Origin of the sequence: Achromobacter sp. MYb9, assembly GCF_002975275.1 — a bacterium.
Taxonomy (GTDB): Bacteria; Pseudomonadota; Gammaproteobacteria; order Burkholderiales; family Burkholderiaceae_B; genus Achromobacter.
In genome coordinates, this window is sequence record NZ_PCOQ01000005.1 from 153,229 (window position 1) to 167,941 (window position 14,713).

Annotated in this window: 17 protein-coding genes; 6 read left to right on the forward strand and 11 right to left on the reverse strand. The window is 67.1% G+C overall.

Going from position 1 to position 14,713, the window contains the following annotated elements; genetic code table 11:
* The first annotated feature begins 42 nt into the window (after positions 1 to 42).
* On the forward strand, positions 43 to 960 hold the full coding sequence (locus CQ050_RS10430; RefSeq protein ID WP_105556752.1) for a LysR substrate-binding domain-containing protein: 918 nt from the start codon (positions 43 to 45) through the stop codon (positions 958 to 960).
* 88 nt (positions 961 to 1,048) lie between these two features.
* On the opposite strand, the gene gstA is transcribed toward CQ050_RS10430, so the two are convergent.
* Positions 1,049 to 1,663, reverse strand: a complete 615-nt coding sequence (gstA, locus tag CQ050_RS10435; protein WP_105556753.1) for a glutathione transferase GstA — start codon at positions 1,661 to 1,663, stop codon at positions 1,049 to 1,051.
* 98 nt (positions 1,664 to 1,761) lie between these two features.
* Between gstA and CQ050_RS10440 the strand changes: the two genes are divergently transcribed.
* The 3 genes from CQ050_RS10440 (at position 1,762) to CQ050_RS10450 (ending at position 4,012) form a co-directional block, all read left to right on the forward strand.
* On the forward strand, positions 1,762 to 2,640 hold the full coding sequence (locus tag CQ050_RS10440; protein WP_105556754.1) for a LysR family transcriptional regulator: 879 nt from the start codon (positions 1,762 to 1,764) through the stop codon (positions 2,638 to 2,640).
* Positions 2,641 to 2,731: 91 nt separating this feature from the next.
* On the forward strand, positions 2,732 to 3,163 hold the full coding sequence (locus CQ050_RS10445) for a GNAT family N-acetyltransferase (protein WP_105556755.1): 432 nt from the start codon (positions 2,732 to 2,734) through the stop codon (positions 3,161 to 3,163).
* 54 nt (positions 3,164 to 3,217) lie between these two features.
* Positions 3,218 to 4,012, forward strand: coding sequence for a DUF169 domain-containing protein (locus CQ050_RS10450; RefSeq protein WP_105556756.1), 795 nt, complete (start codon positions 3,218 to 3,220; stop codon positions 4,010 to 4,012).
* On the opposite strand, the gene CQ050_RS10455 is transcribed toward CQ050_RS10450, so the two are convergent.
* Positions 4,009 to 4,914, reverse strand: coding sequence for a LysR family transcriptional regulator (locus tag CQ050_RS10455; RefSeq protein ID WP_105556757.1), 906 nt, complete (start codon positions 4,912 to 4,914; stop codon positions 4,009 to 4,011). The two genes, CQ050_RS10450 and CQ050_RS10455, sit on opposite strands and share 4 nt — an antisense overlap.
* 106 nt (positions 4,915 to 5,020) lie before the next feature.
* Between CQ050_RS10455 and CQ050_RS10460 the strand changes: the two genes are divergently transcribed.
* Both CQ050_RS10460 and CQ050_RS10465 read left to right on the forward strand, forming a co-directional pair.
* Entirely contained in the window at positions 5,021 to 6,199 is a 1,179-nt protein-coding gene (locus tag CQ050_RS10460; protein WP_105556758.1) for a CynX/NimT family MFS transporter, read from the forward strand.
* 85 nt (positions 6,200 to 6,284) lie between these two features.
* On the forward strand, positions 6,285 to 6,953 hold the full coding sequence (locus CQ050_RS10465) for an HAD family phosphatase (RefSeq protein WP_105556759.1): 669 nt from the start codon (positions 6,285 to 6,287) through the stop codon (positions 6,951 to 6,953).
* Positions 6,954 to 7,006: 53 nt separating this feature from the next.
* Here the strand turns inward: CQ050_RS10465 and CQ050_RS10470 are convergent, their stop codons facing one another.
* The 9 genes from CQ050_RS10470 to CQ050_RS10510 form a co-directional block, all read right to left on the reverse strand.
* Positions 7,007 to 7,966 carry a DMT family transporter gene (locus tag CQ050_RS10470; protein ID WP_105556760.1) on the reverse strand — a complete coding sequence of 320 codons (960 nt, stop codon included), beginning with the start codon at positions 7,964 to 7,966 and terminating at the stop codon, positions 7,007 to 7,009.
* Between the two features lie 79 nt (positions 7,967 to 8,045).
* Positions 8,046 to 8,888, reverse strand: a complete 843-nt coding sequence (locus CQ050_RS10475) for an AraC family transcriptional regulator (RefSeq protein ID WP_233213945.1) — start codon at positions 8,886 to 8,888, stop codon at positions 8,046 to 8,048.
* Positions 8,889 to 9,002: 114 nt separating this feature from the next.
* The gene (locus tag CQ050_RS10480; protein WP_105556762.1) at positions 9,003 to 10,301 is read right to left on the reverse strand and encodes an RNA polymerase sigma factor; all 1,299 of its coding nucleotides are present in this window, start codon (positions 10,299 to 10,301) and stop codon (positions 9,003 to 9,005) included.
* Positions 10,298 to 10,705 (reverse strand): VOC family protein, encoded by a 408-nt coding sequence (locus tag CQ050_RS10485; RefSeq protein WP_105556763.1) that lies wholly within the window; start codon positions 10,703 to 10,705, stop codon positions 10,298 to 10,300. Before CQ050_RS10485 ends, CQ050_RS10480 begins: the two co-directional genes overlap by 4 nt.
* A 19-nt stretch (positions 10,706 to 10,724) precedes the next feature.
* Complete coding sequence (locus CQ050_RS10490) at positions 10,725 to 11,135, reverse strand: YciI family protein (RefSeq protein WP_105556764.1); 411 nt, start codon at positions 11,133 to 11,135, stop codon at positions 10,725 to 10,727.
* Between the two features lie 483 nt (positions 11,136 to 11,618).
* Entirely contained in the window at positions 11,619 to 11,972 is a 354-nt protein-coding gene (locus CQ050_RS10495) for a YciI family protein (RefSeq protein WP_105556765.1), read from the reverse strand.
* A 131-nt stretch (positions 11,973 to 12,103) separates the two neighbouring features.
* Positions 12,104 to 13,048 carry an OmpA family protein gene (locus tag CQ050_RS10500; protein WP_105556766.1) on the reverse strand — a complete coding sequence of 315 codons (945 nt, stop codon included), beginning with the start codon at positions 13,046 to 13,048 and terminating at the stop codon, positions 12,104 to 12,106.
* On the reverse strand, positions 13,045 to 13,917 hold the full coding sequence (locus tag CQ050_RS10505; protein ID WP_105556767.1) for a motility protein A: 873 nt from the start codon (positions 13,915 to 13,917) through the stop codon (positions 13,045 to 13,047). Before CQ050_RS10505 ends, CQ050_RS10500 begins: the two co-directional genes overlap by 4 nt.
* Positions 13,918 to 14,096: 179 nt before the next feature.
* The gene (locus CQ050_RS10510; protein ID WP_105556768.1) at positions 14,097 to 14,654 is read right to left on the reverse strand and encodes a GNAT family N-acetyltransferase; all 558 of its coding nucleotides are present in this window, start codon (positions 14,652 to 14,654) and stop codon (positions 14,097 to 14,099) included.
* Positions 14,655 to 14,713: the final 59 nt, after the last annotated feature.

Sequence of the window (14,713 nt, forward strand, 5' to 3'; positions counted from 1 at the left end):
GTCGTACGATCTTTTGAACGAACACGTTCGAAGGAATCGCACATGTTGACGGTCAATGAGCTGGCGCTGCTGGAAGCCATACGCGACAGCGGCAGCCTGTCACGCGCGGCGGTGAAACTGGGGCGCGCGCCATCCTCGGTATCGCACGCGGCGCGGCAACTGGAAGAACGGTTCGACGCGCTGTTGTTCGACCGCCGCCGGTACCGCTTGCAATTGACGCCGGCAGGTCGGTTGCTGGCGGACGAGGCCGCCCGGGTGATGCTTGACGTGTCGCGCCTGACGCAACGCGTAAAACAGGTGGCCAGTGGCTGGGAGGACCGGCTGCATATCGTCAGCGACGAGATCCTGGAATTCGAATTGATGTCGCCTTTGATCCAGGCGTTCGATGGGCTGGATTCCGGCGTGACGCTGCGGTTTACGCACGAGGTGCTGGGTGGTACCTGGGAAGCGCTGCGGGAAGGCCGGGCCGACCTGATCGTGGGGGCCACGAATGAACCCCAGTCCATACCGAATCTGCAGTGGGCGGCACTGGGCGAAATGGAATGGCTATTCGCCGTATCGCGCCGCCACCCGCTGGCCAAGGCGAAAGCGCCCTTGCGCCAGGACCAGATCCAGCAGCACCGTGCGATCGTGGTGGCGGACACGTCGCGGGGTGTGTCCGCGCGCGGCTATGGCCGGGTGGGCGGCCAAGCGGTGCTTGCGGTGCCCAGCATGCGCGCCAAGATCCTCTCGCAGCGCGAGGGCCTGGGCGTGGGATGGGTGCCACGCCACCGCGTGGCCTCTTTGCTTGCACGCGGCGAATTGGTGGAAAAGCAGACCGAGACGCCGCGCGAGCCGAACCTGCTGTATTTGGCGTGGCGGGGCGGGCATGAGGGCAGGGCGCTGCAATGGTGGCTGGAGCAACTGCGGCAGCCCAGAATGGCGCAGGCGCTGATGCGCGGGGTCGACGCTTTCGGCTGAACGCGTCGCCCGGGTTGTTGTTTCGCTGCGCGACGACCTGGCGCATCTGTCGTCTTCTCTGTGCGTTCTGGCCGCCAGCGCCTGACCATCACGTACCGCTGGTAGCGCCTTCGGCCGCCAGCGCCGCCTGCACGCTGGGCCGCTCGCCGATCCGGGTCATATAGGCCGCCAGGGCAGGCCAGCGGGCCAGGTCGATGTCGAAGAACACGGCCCAGCGCAGTACGGTGTACAGGTAGGCGTCGGCGACGCTGAAGTGCTCGTCAAGCAGATACCGGCGCGCGTCCAGCTGGCGCGCCGTATAGTCCAGGCGCTTTTCCAGGCGCGCCTGCCACCAGAGCCTGGCGGCGGCCGGCAGCTCGCGGTTGAACAGCGGACCGAAGCCACCATGGATTTCGGCGCTGATGAAGTTCAGCCATTCTTGCAGGCGGCTGCGCGCCCAACTGCCGTTGGGGGGCGCCAGCCCGGCTTCGGGCTTCTGGTCGGCCAGATACTGGACGATGGCGGGGCCTTCGGTCAGCACCTGCCCGTCATCGCGTTCCAGCGCAGCGACGTACCCCTTTGGGTTGATCGCCAGGAAGTCACCGTTATCGGCGGTGCGCTTCGTCTGGTTGTCCACGCGCACCAGCGTGAATGGAAGGCCTAGTTCGCGCAGCACGATATGGGGCGACAGCGAGCAGGTGTGCGGGGCGTAGTACAGCTTCATGGATGGGCTCTTGAGGCAATGGGACGGCCAGCTTGAAGCTATTCCTGTCATGGGTAAAATTACTTTTCAAGAAATAAGCCATAAGCAAAGGTAATGCCATGATGAACCTGATCCATTGGCGGCTGGTGCTGGCGGTGGTGGACGCTGGCAACATCACGCACGCCGCGGCCCAGGTGGGCATGACCCAGTCCGGCGCCAGCCAGGCGATCGCGCAGCTGGAAGACACGTTGGGCGCGCCGCTTTTCACGCGGGAGCGCCGACAGACCGTACCAACCGCGCTGGGCCTGCGGGTGGCGGACGAAGCCCGGACCATGCTGGGCGCGCTGCATCGCATCCAGACGTTGTCGCGCGAGGCGCGGGGCGCCGCGGGCGGCACGCTGCGGTTGGCCAGTTTCCCCATGGTGTTCTCGACCGTGCTGCCGCCGGTGTTGCGCCGTTTCCGGCAACTGCACCCCGAGATCGATGTGATATCGCTGGAAGCCACCGACGATGAAGTCGAAACGCTGCTGGCCGCGGGCACCGTGGACGTGGGCGTCGTGCTGAATGCCGCGCCGGGCCGGCAAGTATGTCCTTTGGGGCAGGACGAATGGATGGCCGTGCTGCCCGCCGCGCATCCCCTGGCGCGCGCCCGCGGCGCCATCGCTTTGGCGGAGCTGGCGGCTGAACCGTTCGTGCTGGCTACCGGCGGATGCAGCGTGCATGCGCAAACCCTGGCCGCCGATGCCGGCTTGGCGATCACGGACGTGCGGGCCTCGGTCCGCGATTGGGCCAGCGCGTTCGCCCTGGTCCGCGACGGCCTGGGCGTGACGCTGGTGCCTGCACTGACCTTGCCGGAAAGCCGGCGCGGCTTGCGGGTGTTGCGGCTGGCGTCACCGCTGTACCGGTCCTTCGGCCTGGCGGCATCCGGGCAGGCGGCCAACAGTGGACCGGTCCGGGCGTTGTTCGCCATGTTGCAGCGGGATGACAAGGCGGGGTAGGCCGCGCCGGTGGGCCGGCGCGCTTGTCATGGCGCGGACACGGTGCTGTCATACGCTTGCCCGCTTTCTTTGACACCGACTGGAAGCTCTTATGCAGATCCGCACCGCCACGACCCAGGACAGCGCCGCCATCGCGGCATTGCTGACGCAATTGGATTACCCCGGCACGGCGTCCTTTGCGCCGCAGAAGATTGCGCAACTGGCGGCCCACCCCGACGCCTGCCTGCTGGTCGCCGAAGACCAGGCGGGCACCTTGCTGGGCTTCATCGGATTGCATTTCATGATCCAGCTGGCGCTGCCCGGCGATTTTTGCCGCATCACGTATTTCTGCGTCGGCGATCAGGCGCGCAGCGCGGGCGTGGGGCGGCAACTGGAAGCCGCGGCCGAAGAGCTGGCCCGCGCGCGCGGCTGCGACCGCATCGAAGTGCATTGCCATGAACGTAGAACCGACGCGCACCGGTTCTACTACCGGCAGGGGTACCAGGAATCGCCGAAGTACCTGATGAAGCGGGTAAATACGTAAAATCGCCAGGCATCCAACGCGGCATTGCCGCGCACAACAGTCCAAAGGACGGAAATGGAAGAGACAACGCACGACACGCCCCTTGACTGGGCGTCGATGGTCGACGACCTGAACAAGCTGCTGCGGCTGAAAACCACGGTCATCGGCATGAAGTTGTTCGAGGACGAAGCCGCCATGGCGGGCGTGCGTGGCTTGCGGCGGCCGCAGGCCACGCACACGACTGACCAGATCGTCGGCATGGCGGCGCGGCTGGGCTGGACGGTGGGCATTACCGGAGACGACCTTGTTGGCTCGCAATGCCGCGCGGTGGTCGGCCTGGGCCCGCAGGACGAAGCCTGGAAAAGCGGCAAGGATTACGTCGGCGTCTGGCATGCGACCGAGGCGGATGCGCGGGCGCGCCAGGAAGCGCTGTCCTGTGTGCCGGCGGGCAAGTACCGGGGGCTGGTGGTGTCGCCGTTGGCCTCGGGGCGGCTGGACCCGCCCGACATCTGCCTGGTGTACGCCACGCCGGGTCAGATGATCATTCTGATCAATGGTTTGCAGTGGAAGAACTATCGGCGATTTGACTGGAGCGTGGTGGGCGAGACGGCCTGTGCGGATTCCTGGGGCCGAGCGCTGGCAACGGGCGAGCCCAGCCTGTCATTGCCCTGTTTCGCCGAGCGCCGCTATGGCGGCGTGCCCGACGAAGAAATGCTGATGGCGCTGCCGCCGCGCTATTTGCCAGTGGCGATCGCGGGCATGAAGGCGTTGGCGGCCAACGGGTTGCGTTATCCGATTGCGCCTTACGGCATTCAGAACGACGTGCGGGCAGGCATGGGCGTGAGCTATGCGCAAGCGCCCAAAACCTAGCCGGCGTGCCGCAACGCCGCCGCCAGGGCGCGTGCCGCGGGCCCTAGCGGCAGATCGACGCGATGCGCCAGGTACGTTTCGGTGGCGACCTGGCTGGCGCGCCCCAGGCTGTCCGTGGGCAGGCGCAGCAGCCGGCCTTCGGCCAGATCGCGTTCCACCAGCCACAATGGCAGGCGGCCCCAACCCACGCCCGCCAGGATCAGCGCATGTTTGGTGTCCTGGCCACTGACGCGGCACGTCTGCGGCGACAACACGGCGAAGTCGCGGCCTTCGGTCAGGGTGGACGGATCCGACTGCACGATCTGCAAGTGATCGGCCAGCTCGGGCGCGCCCAGCGCGGCATCGGCCGGTGGCCAACGGGCCAGGGGATGGGCGGCCCCAACCACGGCGACCATCTGCACCGAGGACAACGCCTGCACGGCGATGCGGGGGTGGCGGAAATGTTCGCCGGCGATGATGCCCAGGGTGTGGCTGCCGCTCAGCAATGCATCGATGGGGCCTCCCAGCGGCAAGACCGACACGCGGGTGGCGACGCTTGGGTAAGCGGCGCGCATGACATTCAGCGCGGCACCGACCGTGGCGATGGGAAACAGCGTGTCGACCACCAGCGACAGCGCAAGCTCGACACCTTCGCCCAGGCCTTGCGCCCGTGCGCGCAGCGCGTCCACGCGCAGCAGGATGTCGCGGGCATTGGCCAGCAGCGCCTGGCCTTCGGACGTCATGACGGGCCGTCGGCCGCTGCGGTCGAACAGCGTCACGCCCAGTTGTCCTTCCATGGTGGCGATGGCGTGGCTGACCGCCGACTGCACGCGAGACAGGCTGCGCCCGGCGGCGCGGAAGCTGCCGGTATCGGCAACGGCGGCGAACACGCGCAGTTGATCCAGCGTCAGGGCGTCTATCATCGTCTGGCTGATCTATTCAATCGATCGGTCTTATCAAAAGATTATCACTTATCAGGATCGGCGCGGGCAGGCATGCTGTCGGCATCGCATGGGAAGAGAGGTCGGGATGAATCAGCGTGAAACCCGTTGGGCCGGGGTGTTGGCTATCGTGGGCGCGGGTGTGGTGGCGTCGTTGCAGGTGGGCAAGGTCATCATCGCCGCGCCACTGCTGCGCCAGGACATGGGGCTGGATCTGGCGTCGATCGGCACGCTGACTGCGGTGTTTTCGATATTGGGCGTGATAGGCGGAATTGCGGCGGGCGGCGTGATCGCCCGCTTCGGCGCTCGGCGCATGCTGCTGCTGGGCCTGGCGGCGACGGCGATGGGCACGGCTGCGGGCGCCACGGTGCCGGGCTACGGCGTCCTGCTGGCATCCCGCGTAGTCGAAGGTTTGGGGTTTCTGATGATTACGGTGGCCGGGCCCGCTGCCTTGCAGCGCATGGTCTCGGCGTCGAACCGGGATTTCGCCTTTGCGCTCTGGAGCTGCTATATGCCCGCCGGCATGGCGGTTGCGATGCTGGCCTCGCAGGCCTTCGACCAGTGGCAGGCGTACTGGTGGTGCGCGGGTGCGGCGGTGCTGGTGGCGCTGACCTGCGTGGCGGCGCTGGCGCCGGCCACCCCAGGCAGCGCCAGCCTGTCGTGGCGCGGCTTGCGGCAAGACACCGCTGATACACTGGGTGCGGCGGGCCCGGTGCTGCTGGCGCTGTCGTTCACGCTGTACAGCGTGATGTTCTTTGCGCTGTTCACCTTCCTGCCGGTGCTGCTGATGGAGCAACTGGGGCTGACGCTGGCGCAGGCGGGCCTGTACAGCGCGATCGCCAGCGCCGCCAACATCATCGGCAATCTGGGCGCGGGCATGCTGCTGGCGCGCGGTTGGCGGCGGTCGACGCTGATCGCCACCGCCAGCGTGACGATGGGCGTGGTGGCGTTGTTGATCTTCCGGTCGGTGTTGCCGGCGATGCCAACCTTCCTGCTGTGCGTGCTGTTTTCCGCGGTGGGCGGCCTGATTCCCGCGACCCTGCTGGGCACTGCGCCGCTGGTGGCGCCGCGCCCCGCGTTGACGGCGGCGTCGGTGGGGCTGGTGATGCAGGGCAGCAACCTGGGGCAGGTCATCGGCCCGGTCACGGTGGGCGGGGTGATCGACCGCTACGGCTGGGCGTCGGCGTCCTACGTCGTGCTGGCGGCGGGCTTGGGCGGCGTGGCCATTGCCGCTTGCTTGCGCAAGGTGCGCGCCGCGCGCTTGTAGCTGGCTTGGCGCCACCCGCCGAAAGGCGGTTGGCGCAGCGTCATGAAGCAGGCCTATCATGGAGGTCGATTCTGTTGGAGCCGCCATGCACACGCCTGCCACCCGCCTCGTGATCTTTGATTGCGACGGCGTACTGATCGATAGCGAAATCATTGCGGCGCGCGCCCAGTCGCGCGCGCTGGCCGAACACGGCATCGCCATCACCCCGGAAGACGCCGCCCGCCGGTTTGCCGGCATTCCCGACGTTGACATGTGGCAGACGCTGCAAGTGGAAAACGCCTGCACCTTGCCCGACGGTTTTGCGCGGCAATACGCCGACCGCCTGGAAACCACGTTCCGGCAAGAGCTGCGCGCGTTGCCCCACGTGCACGAAACCCTGGCGACGCTGCGGGCGCGCGGGCTGGCGCTTTGCGTGGCCTCCAGCAGCACGCCGCCAAAGCTGGAAGCCGCGTTGAAGCTGGTGGGGTTGTGGGACGCCTTCGCGCCCCATGTGTTCAGCACGGCGCAGGTGGCCAAAGGCAAGCCGGCGCCCGACGTCTTTCTGTTCGCGGCGCGCCAGATGCGCACCGCCATCCTGGACTGCGTGGTGGTTGAAGACAGCGTGCCGGGCGTGCGCGCCGCCCGCGCCGCGCGCATGCGGGCCGTGGGCTACGTGGGCGCATCGCACAACGGGCCGGACCAGCGCCAGCGCTTGCTGGCCGAAGGCGCGTCCGTGGTGATCGACGATCTGAGCCAATTGCCCGATTTGCTGTAGCCGGCCGCGGCGGCCGGGCGCTTTGATCGGCCGCTATGATCAGACCGCTTCGATCAGACCGCCAGGGGCACCGGTTCCGGCTTGACGCGCACCGCGCGCAGCACGCCAACCACCAGGCAGGCGATACCCGCCATCGTCAGCGGTTCGGGCATCGTGCCGCGCAGGATGAAGGCGTAGGCCAGCGCCGCCAGCGTTTCGAACACGATCAGTTGGCCGGCCAACGCGGTGGGCAGCCGTTGGCTGGCCTCGTTCCAGCACAGCGTGCCCAGCCAGGACGCAAACAGGCCGATGATGATCATCAGGCCCAGGAACACCTCTGGGCGCGGCCCCAACGGCATGGCGAAACCGCTGCCCGTGGCGGCCATCCCGCCCCACAGCAAGGCGTAGCCCGCAAGCGCAAGGGGCAGGGTGGCCACCCCCTGGGCCGTGGCCCAGGTGCGGGGGCTGCGGTCGGGATGCGCCCGCAGCCAATCGGCGTTGTGCAACGGATACCAGGTCCAGCAGGCGACGGCGCCCAGCGCCAGCAGCGCGCCGACGGCATAGCGCGACAGATCGGCATCGGCGTCCTGGCGCAGCGCTTGCAGCTCGACCTGATTGACGCAGCCGATGCCCAGCGCGATCAGGGCCAGCGACGGCGCCAGCCGCTTCCACGGTAGTTTGCCGTCGCGGCGGGCATTGCGCAGGTTGGCGCAGACGGCGATCACCACGGGCAACGTGCCGATGATCATGGTGGGGACAGGGCCGCCAGCCCGCTGGATGGCGCTGGCCAGGCACAGGTAGTACAGCAGGTTGCCGATGGCGGCCAGCTTCAGGGCCTCGATCCAGTCGGCGCGGGTCAACAGCCGCAGCCGATGGCGATCCAGCCACGCCAGCGGCAGCGCGATCAGGCCGAACGCCAGGTAGCGCGCTACCGATTGCAGCGCGGCCGGATATTCCGGCAACAGCAGGGGCCCCACGAATACCAGCCCCCACATCAAGCCGGCGGCCAGGGCATACAGGGTTCCCGCCCACATACATCGCTCCAGATGATCAATGCAGGCAGTCTAGCCACGCCCGGACGGGCGGGTCTTGTACCAGATTGCGGTGGGGCGGCTAGCTGCGGACTTGCTTCTGGTAGCGGGCGGGCGTGACGCCGTAGCGGCGCGAGAACGCGCGGGTCAGGTGCGCCTGATCGGTCAGGCCTGCGGCCAGCGCCACCTGCGCGGGTTCGACACCGGCCGCCAACAGGCGCTTGGCTTCGAACAGCCGCAGCGCCATCAGCATCTGTTGCGGCGTTGCGTGGTGCTGTGCCTGGAAGCTGCGCAGGAAGTGGAACGGGCTCAGTCCCGCCACGGACGCCAGTTCTTCCAGCGTCAGGCGGCGCGACAGGTGGGCGCGCAGATAGTCGATGACGGGGGCAAAGCGTTGCGCGCCTTCGTCCGGCGTGGCGCGCGGCACTTGCGCGTGGCGGCGGAATTCGGCCAGCAGCAGATACAGGGCGCTGTCGAAGGCCAGCGGTTCGCGTGCTTGCCACAAGGCGTCGAGCAACGCGGTAACCCGTTGCGCGCCGGCGCTGTCATGGCCGACGGCCGTGTCGAACCACCAGCCGGATTCGCCGGTGACCCGCGCCACCACGTCCGGATCGATATAGGCCATGCGGTAGCGCCAGCCCGTTTCGGTTTCCGCGCGGCCGGTGTGCAATTCATCAGGATTCATCAGCACGACCGACCCGGACGGCGCCAAGTGATCCGCGCCCCGGTAGCGGAACCGTTCGACGCCGGATTCGATGGCGCCCAAGCCGTAGGCTTCGTGGGTGTGGGGCTCGAAGGCGTGGCGCACGATGTGCGCGCGGTACAGCTCTACGCCAGGCTGGTGGGCGGCATGGCGAAATTCGGCGCGGTCATTGGGATGATCGAACGCCGCCGGCACGCCCGCCAGGACGGGCGCGCCCGGCATGGAAGCAGCTGCGGGATCGGGGCACATGCCTGTGATTTAAGCATGCGGGATAGCGCCGAGGAAGGTCGGGGCGTCGGCGCCCATGTGCGCCGAATTTCTCGCCACGGGCGCGTGTCACGCTTTGACGGAAGGCGGAGGCTGCGCTTGCATGTCGCGGGCGCGCGCCAGCAGCAGTTCGCGTTCGCGCGCGTTGCGCGTCATGCAGGCGGCGCGTTCGAATTCCGTATAGGCCTCGGCGTGGCGGCCCAGTTTGGCCAGCAGGTCGCCGCGCACGCTGGGCAGCCAATGGTAGTTGGCCAGCGTGGCGTCGGCCGACAGGGCGTCGACCAGGTCCAGCCCGGCCTGCGGGCCGAACGCCATGCCGACGGCGACGGCGCGGTTCAACGCCACCACGGGCGACGGCCTGACCTGCGCCAGCGCGTCGTATAGCGCCACGATGCGCGGCCAATCGGTTTCCTGGGGCGTGCGGGCGCGCGCGTGGCACGCGGCCAGCTCTGCTTGCAACGCATAAGCGCCCAAGGCGCCGCCTTGGGCGGCCGACCGCGCCAGCGCCGCCAGCCCGCGCCGGATCAGCAAGGGATCCCAGCGGCCGCGGTCCTGCTCCATCAGCAGTACGGGCCGGCCTTGCGCGTCGGTGCGTGCAGGCAGGCGGGACGCCTGCAGTTCCATCAGCGCCACCAGGCCATGCACTTCGCTTTCGCCGGGGGCCAGTTCGGCCAGGATGCGGCCCAGGCGCAGCGCTTCATCGCACAGCGCCGGGCGCATCCAGTCGTCGCCCGACGTCGCCGAATAGCCCTCGTTGAAGATCAGGTAGATGACTTCCAGCACGGAAGCCAGGCGGGGGCCACGATCTTGTTCGCGGGGAACTTCAAAGGGCACCTTGGCTGCCGTCAGGCTGCGCTTGGCCCGCACGATGCGCTGGGCGATCGTGGATTCCGAGGCCAGGAAGGCGCGGGCGATTTCGGCCGTGGAAAGCCCGCCCAGCAGCCGCAACGTCAGTGCCACGCGAGCCTCGGTGGACAATACCGGATGGCAGGCGGTGAAGACCAGGCGCAGCAGGTCGTCGCCGATGTCGTCCTGCCGGGCGGCATCCAGCGCATCCACGAAATCGGGCTCTACGTCAGCCTGCAATGCCTCCAGCTCGTGGCCGATCTGATCGTGCTTGCGGGTGTGCAGCGCGTCCAGGCGCAAGCGATCGCGGGCACGGTTCTTCGCGGTGGTCATCAGCCACGCTCCCGGGTTGTCCGGCACACCCGTGTCGGGCCAGCGTTCAAGGGCGGCCACCAGCGCGTCCTGCGCCAGCTCTTCGGCCAGGCCGACGTCTCGCACCAACCGCGCGACGCCGGCAATGACGCTGGCGGCTTCGATCCGCCAGACCGCCTCGATGGCCCGATGGGTCTCCGTCAGGCTCATGCGCCGGCGGCCTCTTCGGGTTCCATGTAAACCAGTTCCCAGATGTGGCCGTCCAGGTCTTCGAAGGCATGGGCGTACATGAATCCATGGTCTTGCGGCGGGCGCGGCGTGGTGGCGCCGGCGGCCAGCGCCCGGGCAATCAGGCCGTCGACTTCGGCACGGCTCTCGCATGACAGGGCGATCAGCACTTCGTTGGCCAGGGCCGCGTCGACCAGCGGCTTGTCGGTGAAGCCCTGGAAAAAGTCCTTGGTCAGCAGCATGGCGTAGATGTTGTCGCCGATGACCATGCAGGCGCCCTGGTCGTTGGTGAATTTTGGATTGAAAGTGAAGCCCAGGCTTTTGAAGAAGGCTTGGGACTTCTGCATGTCGTCGATAGCGAGGTTGATGTAGATTTGCTTGTGCATCGTCGTGCTCCGGTGGGGATCAGTGGCTGGCGCCGGGAATGTCGCGAAAGCGGTCCACGGCTTTGCTGGGCGCGAAATCTTCCAATTCGTACAACTGGCGCACTTCGATGGCGCAAGGCTGGCCGATGAAAGGCTCGGGAAAGCGCAGCGCCCACTGCATGGCTTCTTCGCGCGAGCGCACCTGGATCATGGTGTAGCCGGCGATCAATTCCTTGGTTTCGGCAAAGGGGCCATCCACCACCGTGCGCTGGCCACCGTCGTATTGCACGCGCCACCCATGGGACGAGGGCTTCAATCCGTTGGCGTCCAGCAGCACGCCGGCCTTGGCCAGCGCTTCGTGATAGGTCGCCATCGAGGCAAGCAGGTCTTCTTCCGGCATCAAGCCGGCTTCGCTGTCGGGCGTGGCGCGGACGATGATCATGAATCGCATCTGAGTTTCTCCTGGGGTCTGGACATCGCAGCCTGGGTTCCGGGTTGGGTTCCGGGTTGAGATTCGGGCTTGTACTGGGACGACGAACGGGACGACGCCAGATCGACAAAGAATTTTCAGGTCTAGGGTAAATACCAGGTTCTGGGCCGCCCCGGAACGGTAATGCAGTCTGTTACGAACAACCGGACCTGGTTGCAGGCGCCTCTCCTACACTCGCAGCGTCTTTTTCCAAGCGAGTATTGATATGAGAATGTTGTGTGGTCTGGCCTTGGCGGCCATTTTGCTTTCTGGTTGTGCCGTATATACGCCCAGCGGGTCGGTGGTGATCGATCCCCACGACGGCGGTGGCGGCCGCGGCGGCTTCTGTCCGCCCGGACAGGCCAAGAAAGGGAACTGCTGACCCGGTAAGCCAAGGCCGGCCCGGCATTGTCGGGCGGGTTTGCCCAGGCGTTGCTTGATGGAGCGTTTCGCCGGGCGGGACGCCTACATGAAGCATGGGCCCAGTTCGCGGACCTCGACCGTCGCCCATTGCGCGGCCGGGCATTCGGCGGCCAGGGCCAGCGCCTCTTCGCGGGTGTCGCACGTCAGCAGGAAGAACCCGCCGATCATTTCCTTGGCCTCGGCATAGGGGCCGTCCACCAGCGTGCGTTCGCCATCGCGGATTTGCAGGCGCACGCCTTCGGATTCGGATTTCAGGGACTCGGCCTGTGTCAGCAGGCCGCGCGCTTTCAAGCCTTCGGCGTAGCGCACCATTTGCGCATAGGCGTCGCGGCCTTCCTCGGGCGTGCGTTGCGCGCGCTGGCCCACGGGTTCGACGATCAGCAAGAGGTAGGACATGGGGAGGGTTCCGGTTCGGCTCACGATGGCGGTTCCAGAGAGCTTACGTCAGTCTTCCCGGAAAATCGATCCGGCGGGCCGTGGCGTTCGCGCCGGCGGGGCCGTCCCCGGCCGCCGCCGACTCGCCCTGTTCAGGGCGCCTTGGCAACGGCCTTGACCGCGGCTTGCGCTTCCTGCACGGGGGCTTGTTTCGGCGCGATGTCCATGATCAGCTCGACGCGCCGGTTGGCGGCGCGGCCGGCGGGAGTGTCGTTGGATTCAATGGGCCGGGTTTCGGCGTAGCCCACGGCGCGCAGCCGCTGGGCCGACACCCCGTCGCGCACCAGTTCGCGCAGCACGCTGGTGGCGCGGCTGCTGGACAGTTCCCAGTTGGACGCGAATTGCCGAGTCTGGATCGGCACCGGGTCGCTATGGCCTTCTACCGACACCTGGTACTCGTTCTTGGTCAGGATCGCGGCCAGGCGCTTGATGACATCCAGGCCGGCGGGACTGAGCGTGGCTTGGCCCGAGGCAAACAGCAGTTCGTTGCTGATGCGGAAGCTGACCGACTGCTCATTAATGATCACGTCGACCGATTTGCCCAGGTCGCCCAGGCCCAGGGATTCCTTGGAAGGCGCCTTGAGCGGCGGGGCGGCGTCGGCCACCTTCACGCCCTCGTCGGCGGCCGGGGCCTCGGCGGTGGGCGCTTCGGCGGGCGGTTCCGCCCAGCTGGCCGGGATCGGCGTCGTGTCGAATTCCGCGTATTCGCCGTCATACTTGGGCAGGCCGCTGGTGGCCAGCGTGCCCACCAGTTCCACCGGCGTATCGGACGCGGCGGGGGCCTGGCCGTGCAGACGCGCCACGGCCAGCATCACCACCAGCATGGCCAGCAGCAGGGTGATCAGATCCAGATAGCTCAGCAGCCAGTTTTCGGCATCCTGCTCCACGGTCTCTTCGACGTGCCAGCGGGCGTAGCGGTCCTTGCGGTCGGTCTGGCTGGGGCGCCAGCCGCTGTTGTCCGCCGCTTTCTGGGCGCGCAACTGGGCCTGGCGGGCCTGCTCGATCCGCTGCGCCAGGGAAGGGGAAATCAGGCTCATTGGCGCGCGGCCGCCGGACGGGTGATGGACACGGGCTGAACGGCGGGCTTGACCTGACCTTCGGCCTTGGGCTTGGGCGCGGTCGTAGCGGCCACGCCGCCGTCGTGGATTTCGTCTTCGACGTGCATCACGAAGGAATTCAGCGTTTCGCGCACGACGGCCGGGCCGCGTTTTTCGCACATCATCGAGATGCCTTGCAGCACCATGTTCATCGACTCGATGCGGCGGGCGGTGCGGCGCTCGAGCTTGAGAGCGATCGGCTTGCAGACCAGGTTGGCCAGCAGAATGCCGTAAAAGGTCGTCATCAGGCCCACCGCCAGGTGCTTGCCGATCATCGTCATGCTGCCGTCGCCCAGCACGGCCATCAGGTTGATCAGGGCGACCAGCGTGCCCAGCATGCCGAAGGCTGGGGCGAAGGTGGCCATGACGCGGAACATCTGCGCTTCGGCCTGTTCGCGGGCGCGCAGGCGGGCGACGCGCCATTGCAACACTTCGATGATCTGGTCTTCCGGGGTGTTGTCGATGATCAACTGCACGCCGGTGCGCAGGAACGGGTTCGACACCTTCTTGAGTTCCTGCTCGACCTTGTGGACGTCGGTGTTCATCCACAACTGCGCCATCGCCACCAGTTCTTCGATGTCGCGTTGCTGATCGTGCTGATCGTTACGGAACACGGTGCGCACCAGCTTGAAGATGCGAAGCACTTCGGCAAGCGGGTAGGCAATGAACAGGGCGGCGCAGGTGCCGCCCAGGACGATAGCCAGGCCCGGCAGGTTGAAGTACATGCTGGCGTCGGTGGCGGACAGCGCGACGACGATAAGCAGGGTAAGCAGGCCGACGACGGCGCCGATGACGGAAGACGGATTCATGGATCTTGCCCGAAAGGGAAGGCACTCCGCGCGCGGAATGCTGGATTTTCGGGGAATTCTAGCCAGGAGCCGCCGGGGTCAATCCGTCGGAAAGCAGGGCGAAAGGGCCGGTAAGCGCCGGCTTAACCTGTTAGCCGGCCCTTGCCGCGGGGGCAGGAAATGGGGGCGGATTCAAGGCGTCAGGCTTGGCGCTGACGCCGGGCCAGCCATTCGTCGCGGGTAATCTCCCAGATCTCGGCCGGTTGGCGGCCACTGACGAAACCGCGTTCTTCGACGCCCACGATGCGCATCCCGCTGCGCTCGGAAATCTTGCGCGACCCGGTGTTGGCGATGGCCTTGGGCGCTCGCAGCAACGGTTTGCCCAGCACATTGAACCAATAGGCCGTAACGGCTTCGCTGGCTTCGGTCATGTAGCCCTTGCCGTGGTGGGCGGGGTCCAGCCAGAAGCCGCGGTTGTTGCCCGAGTCGTCGTCCATCAGGCTGACAACACCGATCAGGCGGCCGGGAGCGTCCAGCGTGCGTACGGTCCAATGCCATTGTTCGCCCCGGCGGATGGCGGGCAGCGCCACATGCTCGATGTAGTCGCCGGCGGCGTTTTCCGGATAGGGCCACGGCACCTGATCCGCCAGGAAACGCACGACCTCCCATTGGGGAAAGATGCGCTGGATGGGCTCGGCGTCGTCCATGTCAAGGGGCTGCAACGTCAGGCGGGCGGTGGTCAGGGCGGGGTAGGTCATGGTGTGTGCGGGGCACGCCACGGCAGGGGCCGGCAGGGGCGCTGAAGGTGATGTAGCCG

What these genes read in the sequence shown, in the direction of transcription:
- CQ050_RS10505 (WP_105556767.1), bottom strand. Translation starts at nt 13,917, where the DNA reads ATGAATCCGTCTTCCGTCATCGGCGCCGTCGTCGGCCTGCTTACCCTG.
- gstA (WP_105556753.1), bottom strand. Translation starts at nt 1,663, where the DNA reads ATGAAGCTGTACTACGCCCCGCACACCTGCTCGCTGTCGCCCCATATC.
- CQ050_RS10445 (WP_105556755.1), top strand. Translation starts at nt 2,732, where the DNA reads ATGCAGATCCGCACCGCCACGACCCAGGACAGCGCCGCCATCGCGGCA.
- CQ050_RS10485 (WP_105556763.1), bottom strand. Translation starts at nt 10,705, where the DNA reads ATGCACAAGCAAATCTACATCAACCTCGCTATCGACGACATGCAGAAG.
- CQ050_RS10450 (WP_105556756.1), top strand. Translation starts at nt 3,218, where the DNA reads ATGGAAGAGACAACGCACGACACGCCCCTTGACTGGGCGTCGATGGTC.
- CQ050_RS10455 (WP_105556757.1), bottom strand. Translation starts at nt 4,914, where the DNA reads ATGATAGACGCCCTGACGCTGGATCAACTGCGCGTGTTCGCCGCCGTT.
- CQ050_RS10460 (WP_105556758.1), top strand. Translation starts at nt 5,021, where the DNA reads ATGAATCAGCGTGAAACCCGTTGGGCCGGGGTGTTGGCTATCGTGGGC.
- CQ050_RS10465 (WP_105556759.1), top strand. Translation starts at nt 6,285, where the DNA reads ATGCACACGCCTGCCACCCGCCTCGTGATCTTTGATTGCGACGGCGTA.
- CQ050_RS10490 (WP_105556764.1), bottom strand. Translation starts at nt 11,135, where the DNA reads ATGCGATTCATGATCATCGTCCGCGCCACGCCCGACAGCGAAGCCGGC.
- CQ050_RS10495 (WP_105556765.1), bottom strand. Translation starts at nt 11,972, where the DNA reads ATGTCCTACCTCTTGCTGATCGTCGAACCCGTGGGCCAGCGCGCGCAA.
- CQ050_RS10470 (WP_105556760.1), bottom strand. Translation starts at nt 7,966, where the DNA reads ATGTGGGCGGGAACCCTGTATGCCCTGGCCGCCGGCTTGATGTGGGGG.
- CQ050_RS10510 (WP_105556768.1), bottom strand. Translation starts at nt 14,654, where the DNA reads ATGACCTACCCCGCCCTGACCACCGCCCGCCTGACGTTGCAGCCCCTT.
- CQ050_RS10430 (WP_105556752.1), top strand. Translation starts at nt 43, where the DNA reads ATGTTGACGGTCAATGAGCTGGCGCTGCTGGAAGCCATACGCGACAGC.
- CQ050_RS10440 (WP_105556754.1), top strand. Translation starts at nt 1,762, where the DNA reads ATGATGAACCTGATCCATTGGCGGCTGGTGCTGGCGGTGGTGGACGCT.
- CQ050_RS10500 (WP_105556766.1), bottom strand. Translation starts at nt 13,048, where the DNA reads ATGAGCCTGATTTCCCCTTCCCTGGCGCAGCGGATCGAGCAGGCCCGC.
- CQ050_RS10475 (WP_233213945.1), bottom strand. Translation starts at nt 8,888, where the DNA reads ATGCCGGGCGCGCCCGTCCTGGCGGGCGTGCCGGCGGCGTTCGATCAT.
- CQ050_RS10480 (WP_105556762.1), bottom strand. Translation starts at nt 10,301, where the DNA reads ATGAGCCTGACGGAGACCCATCGGGCCATCGAGGCGGTCTGGCGGATC.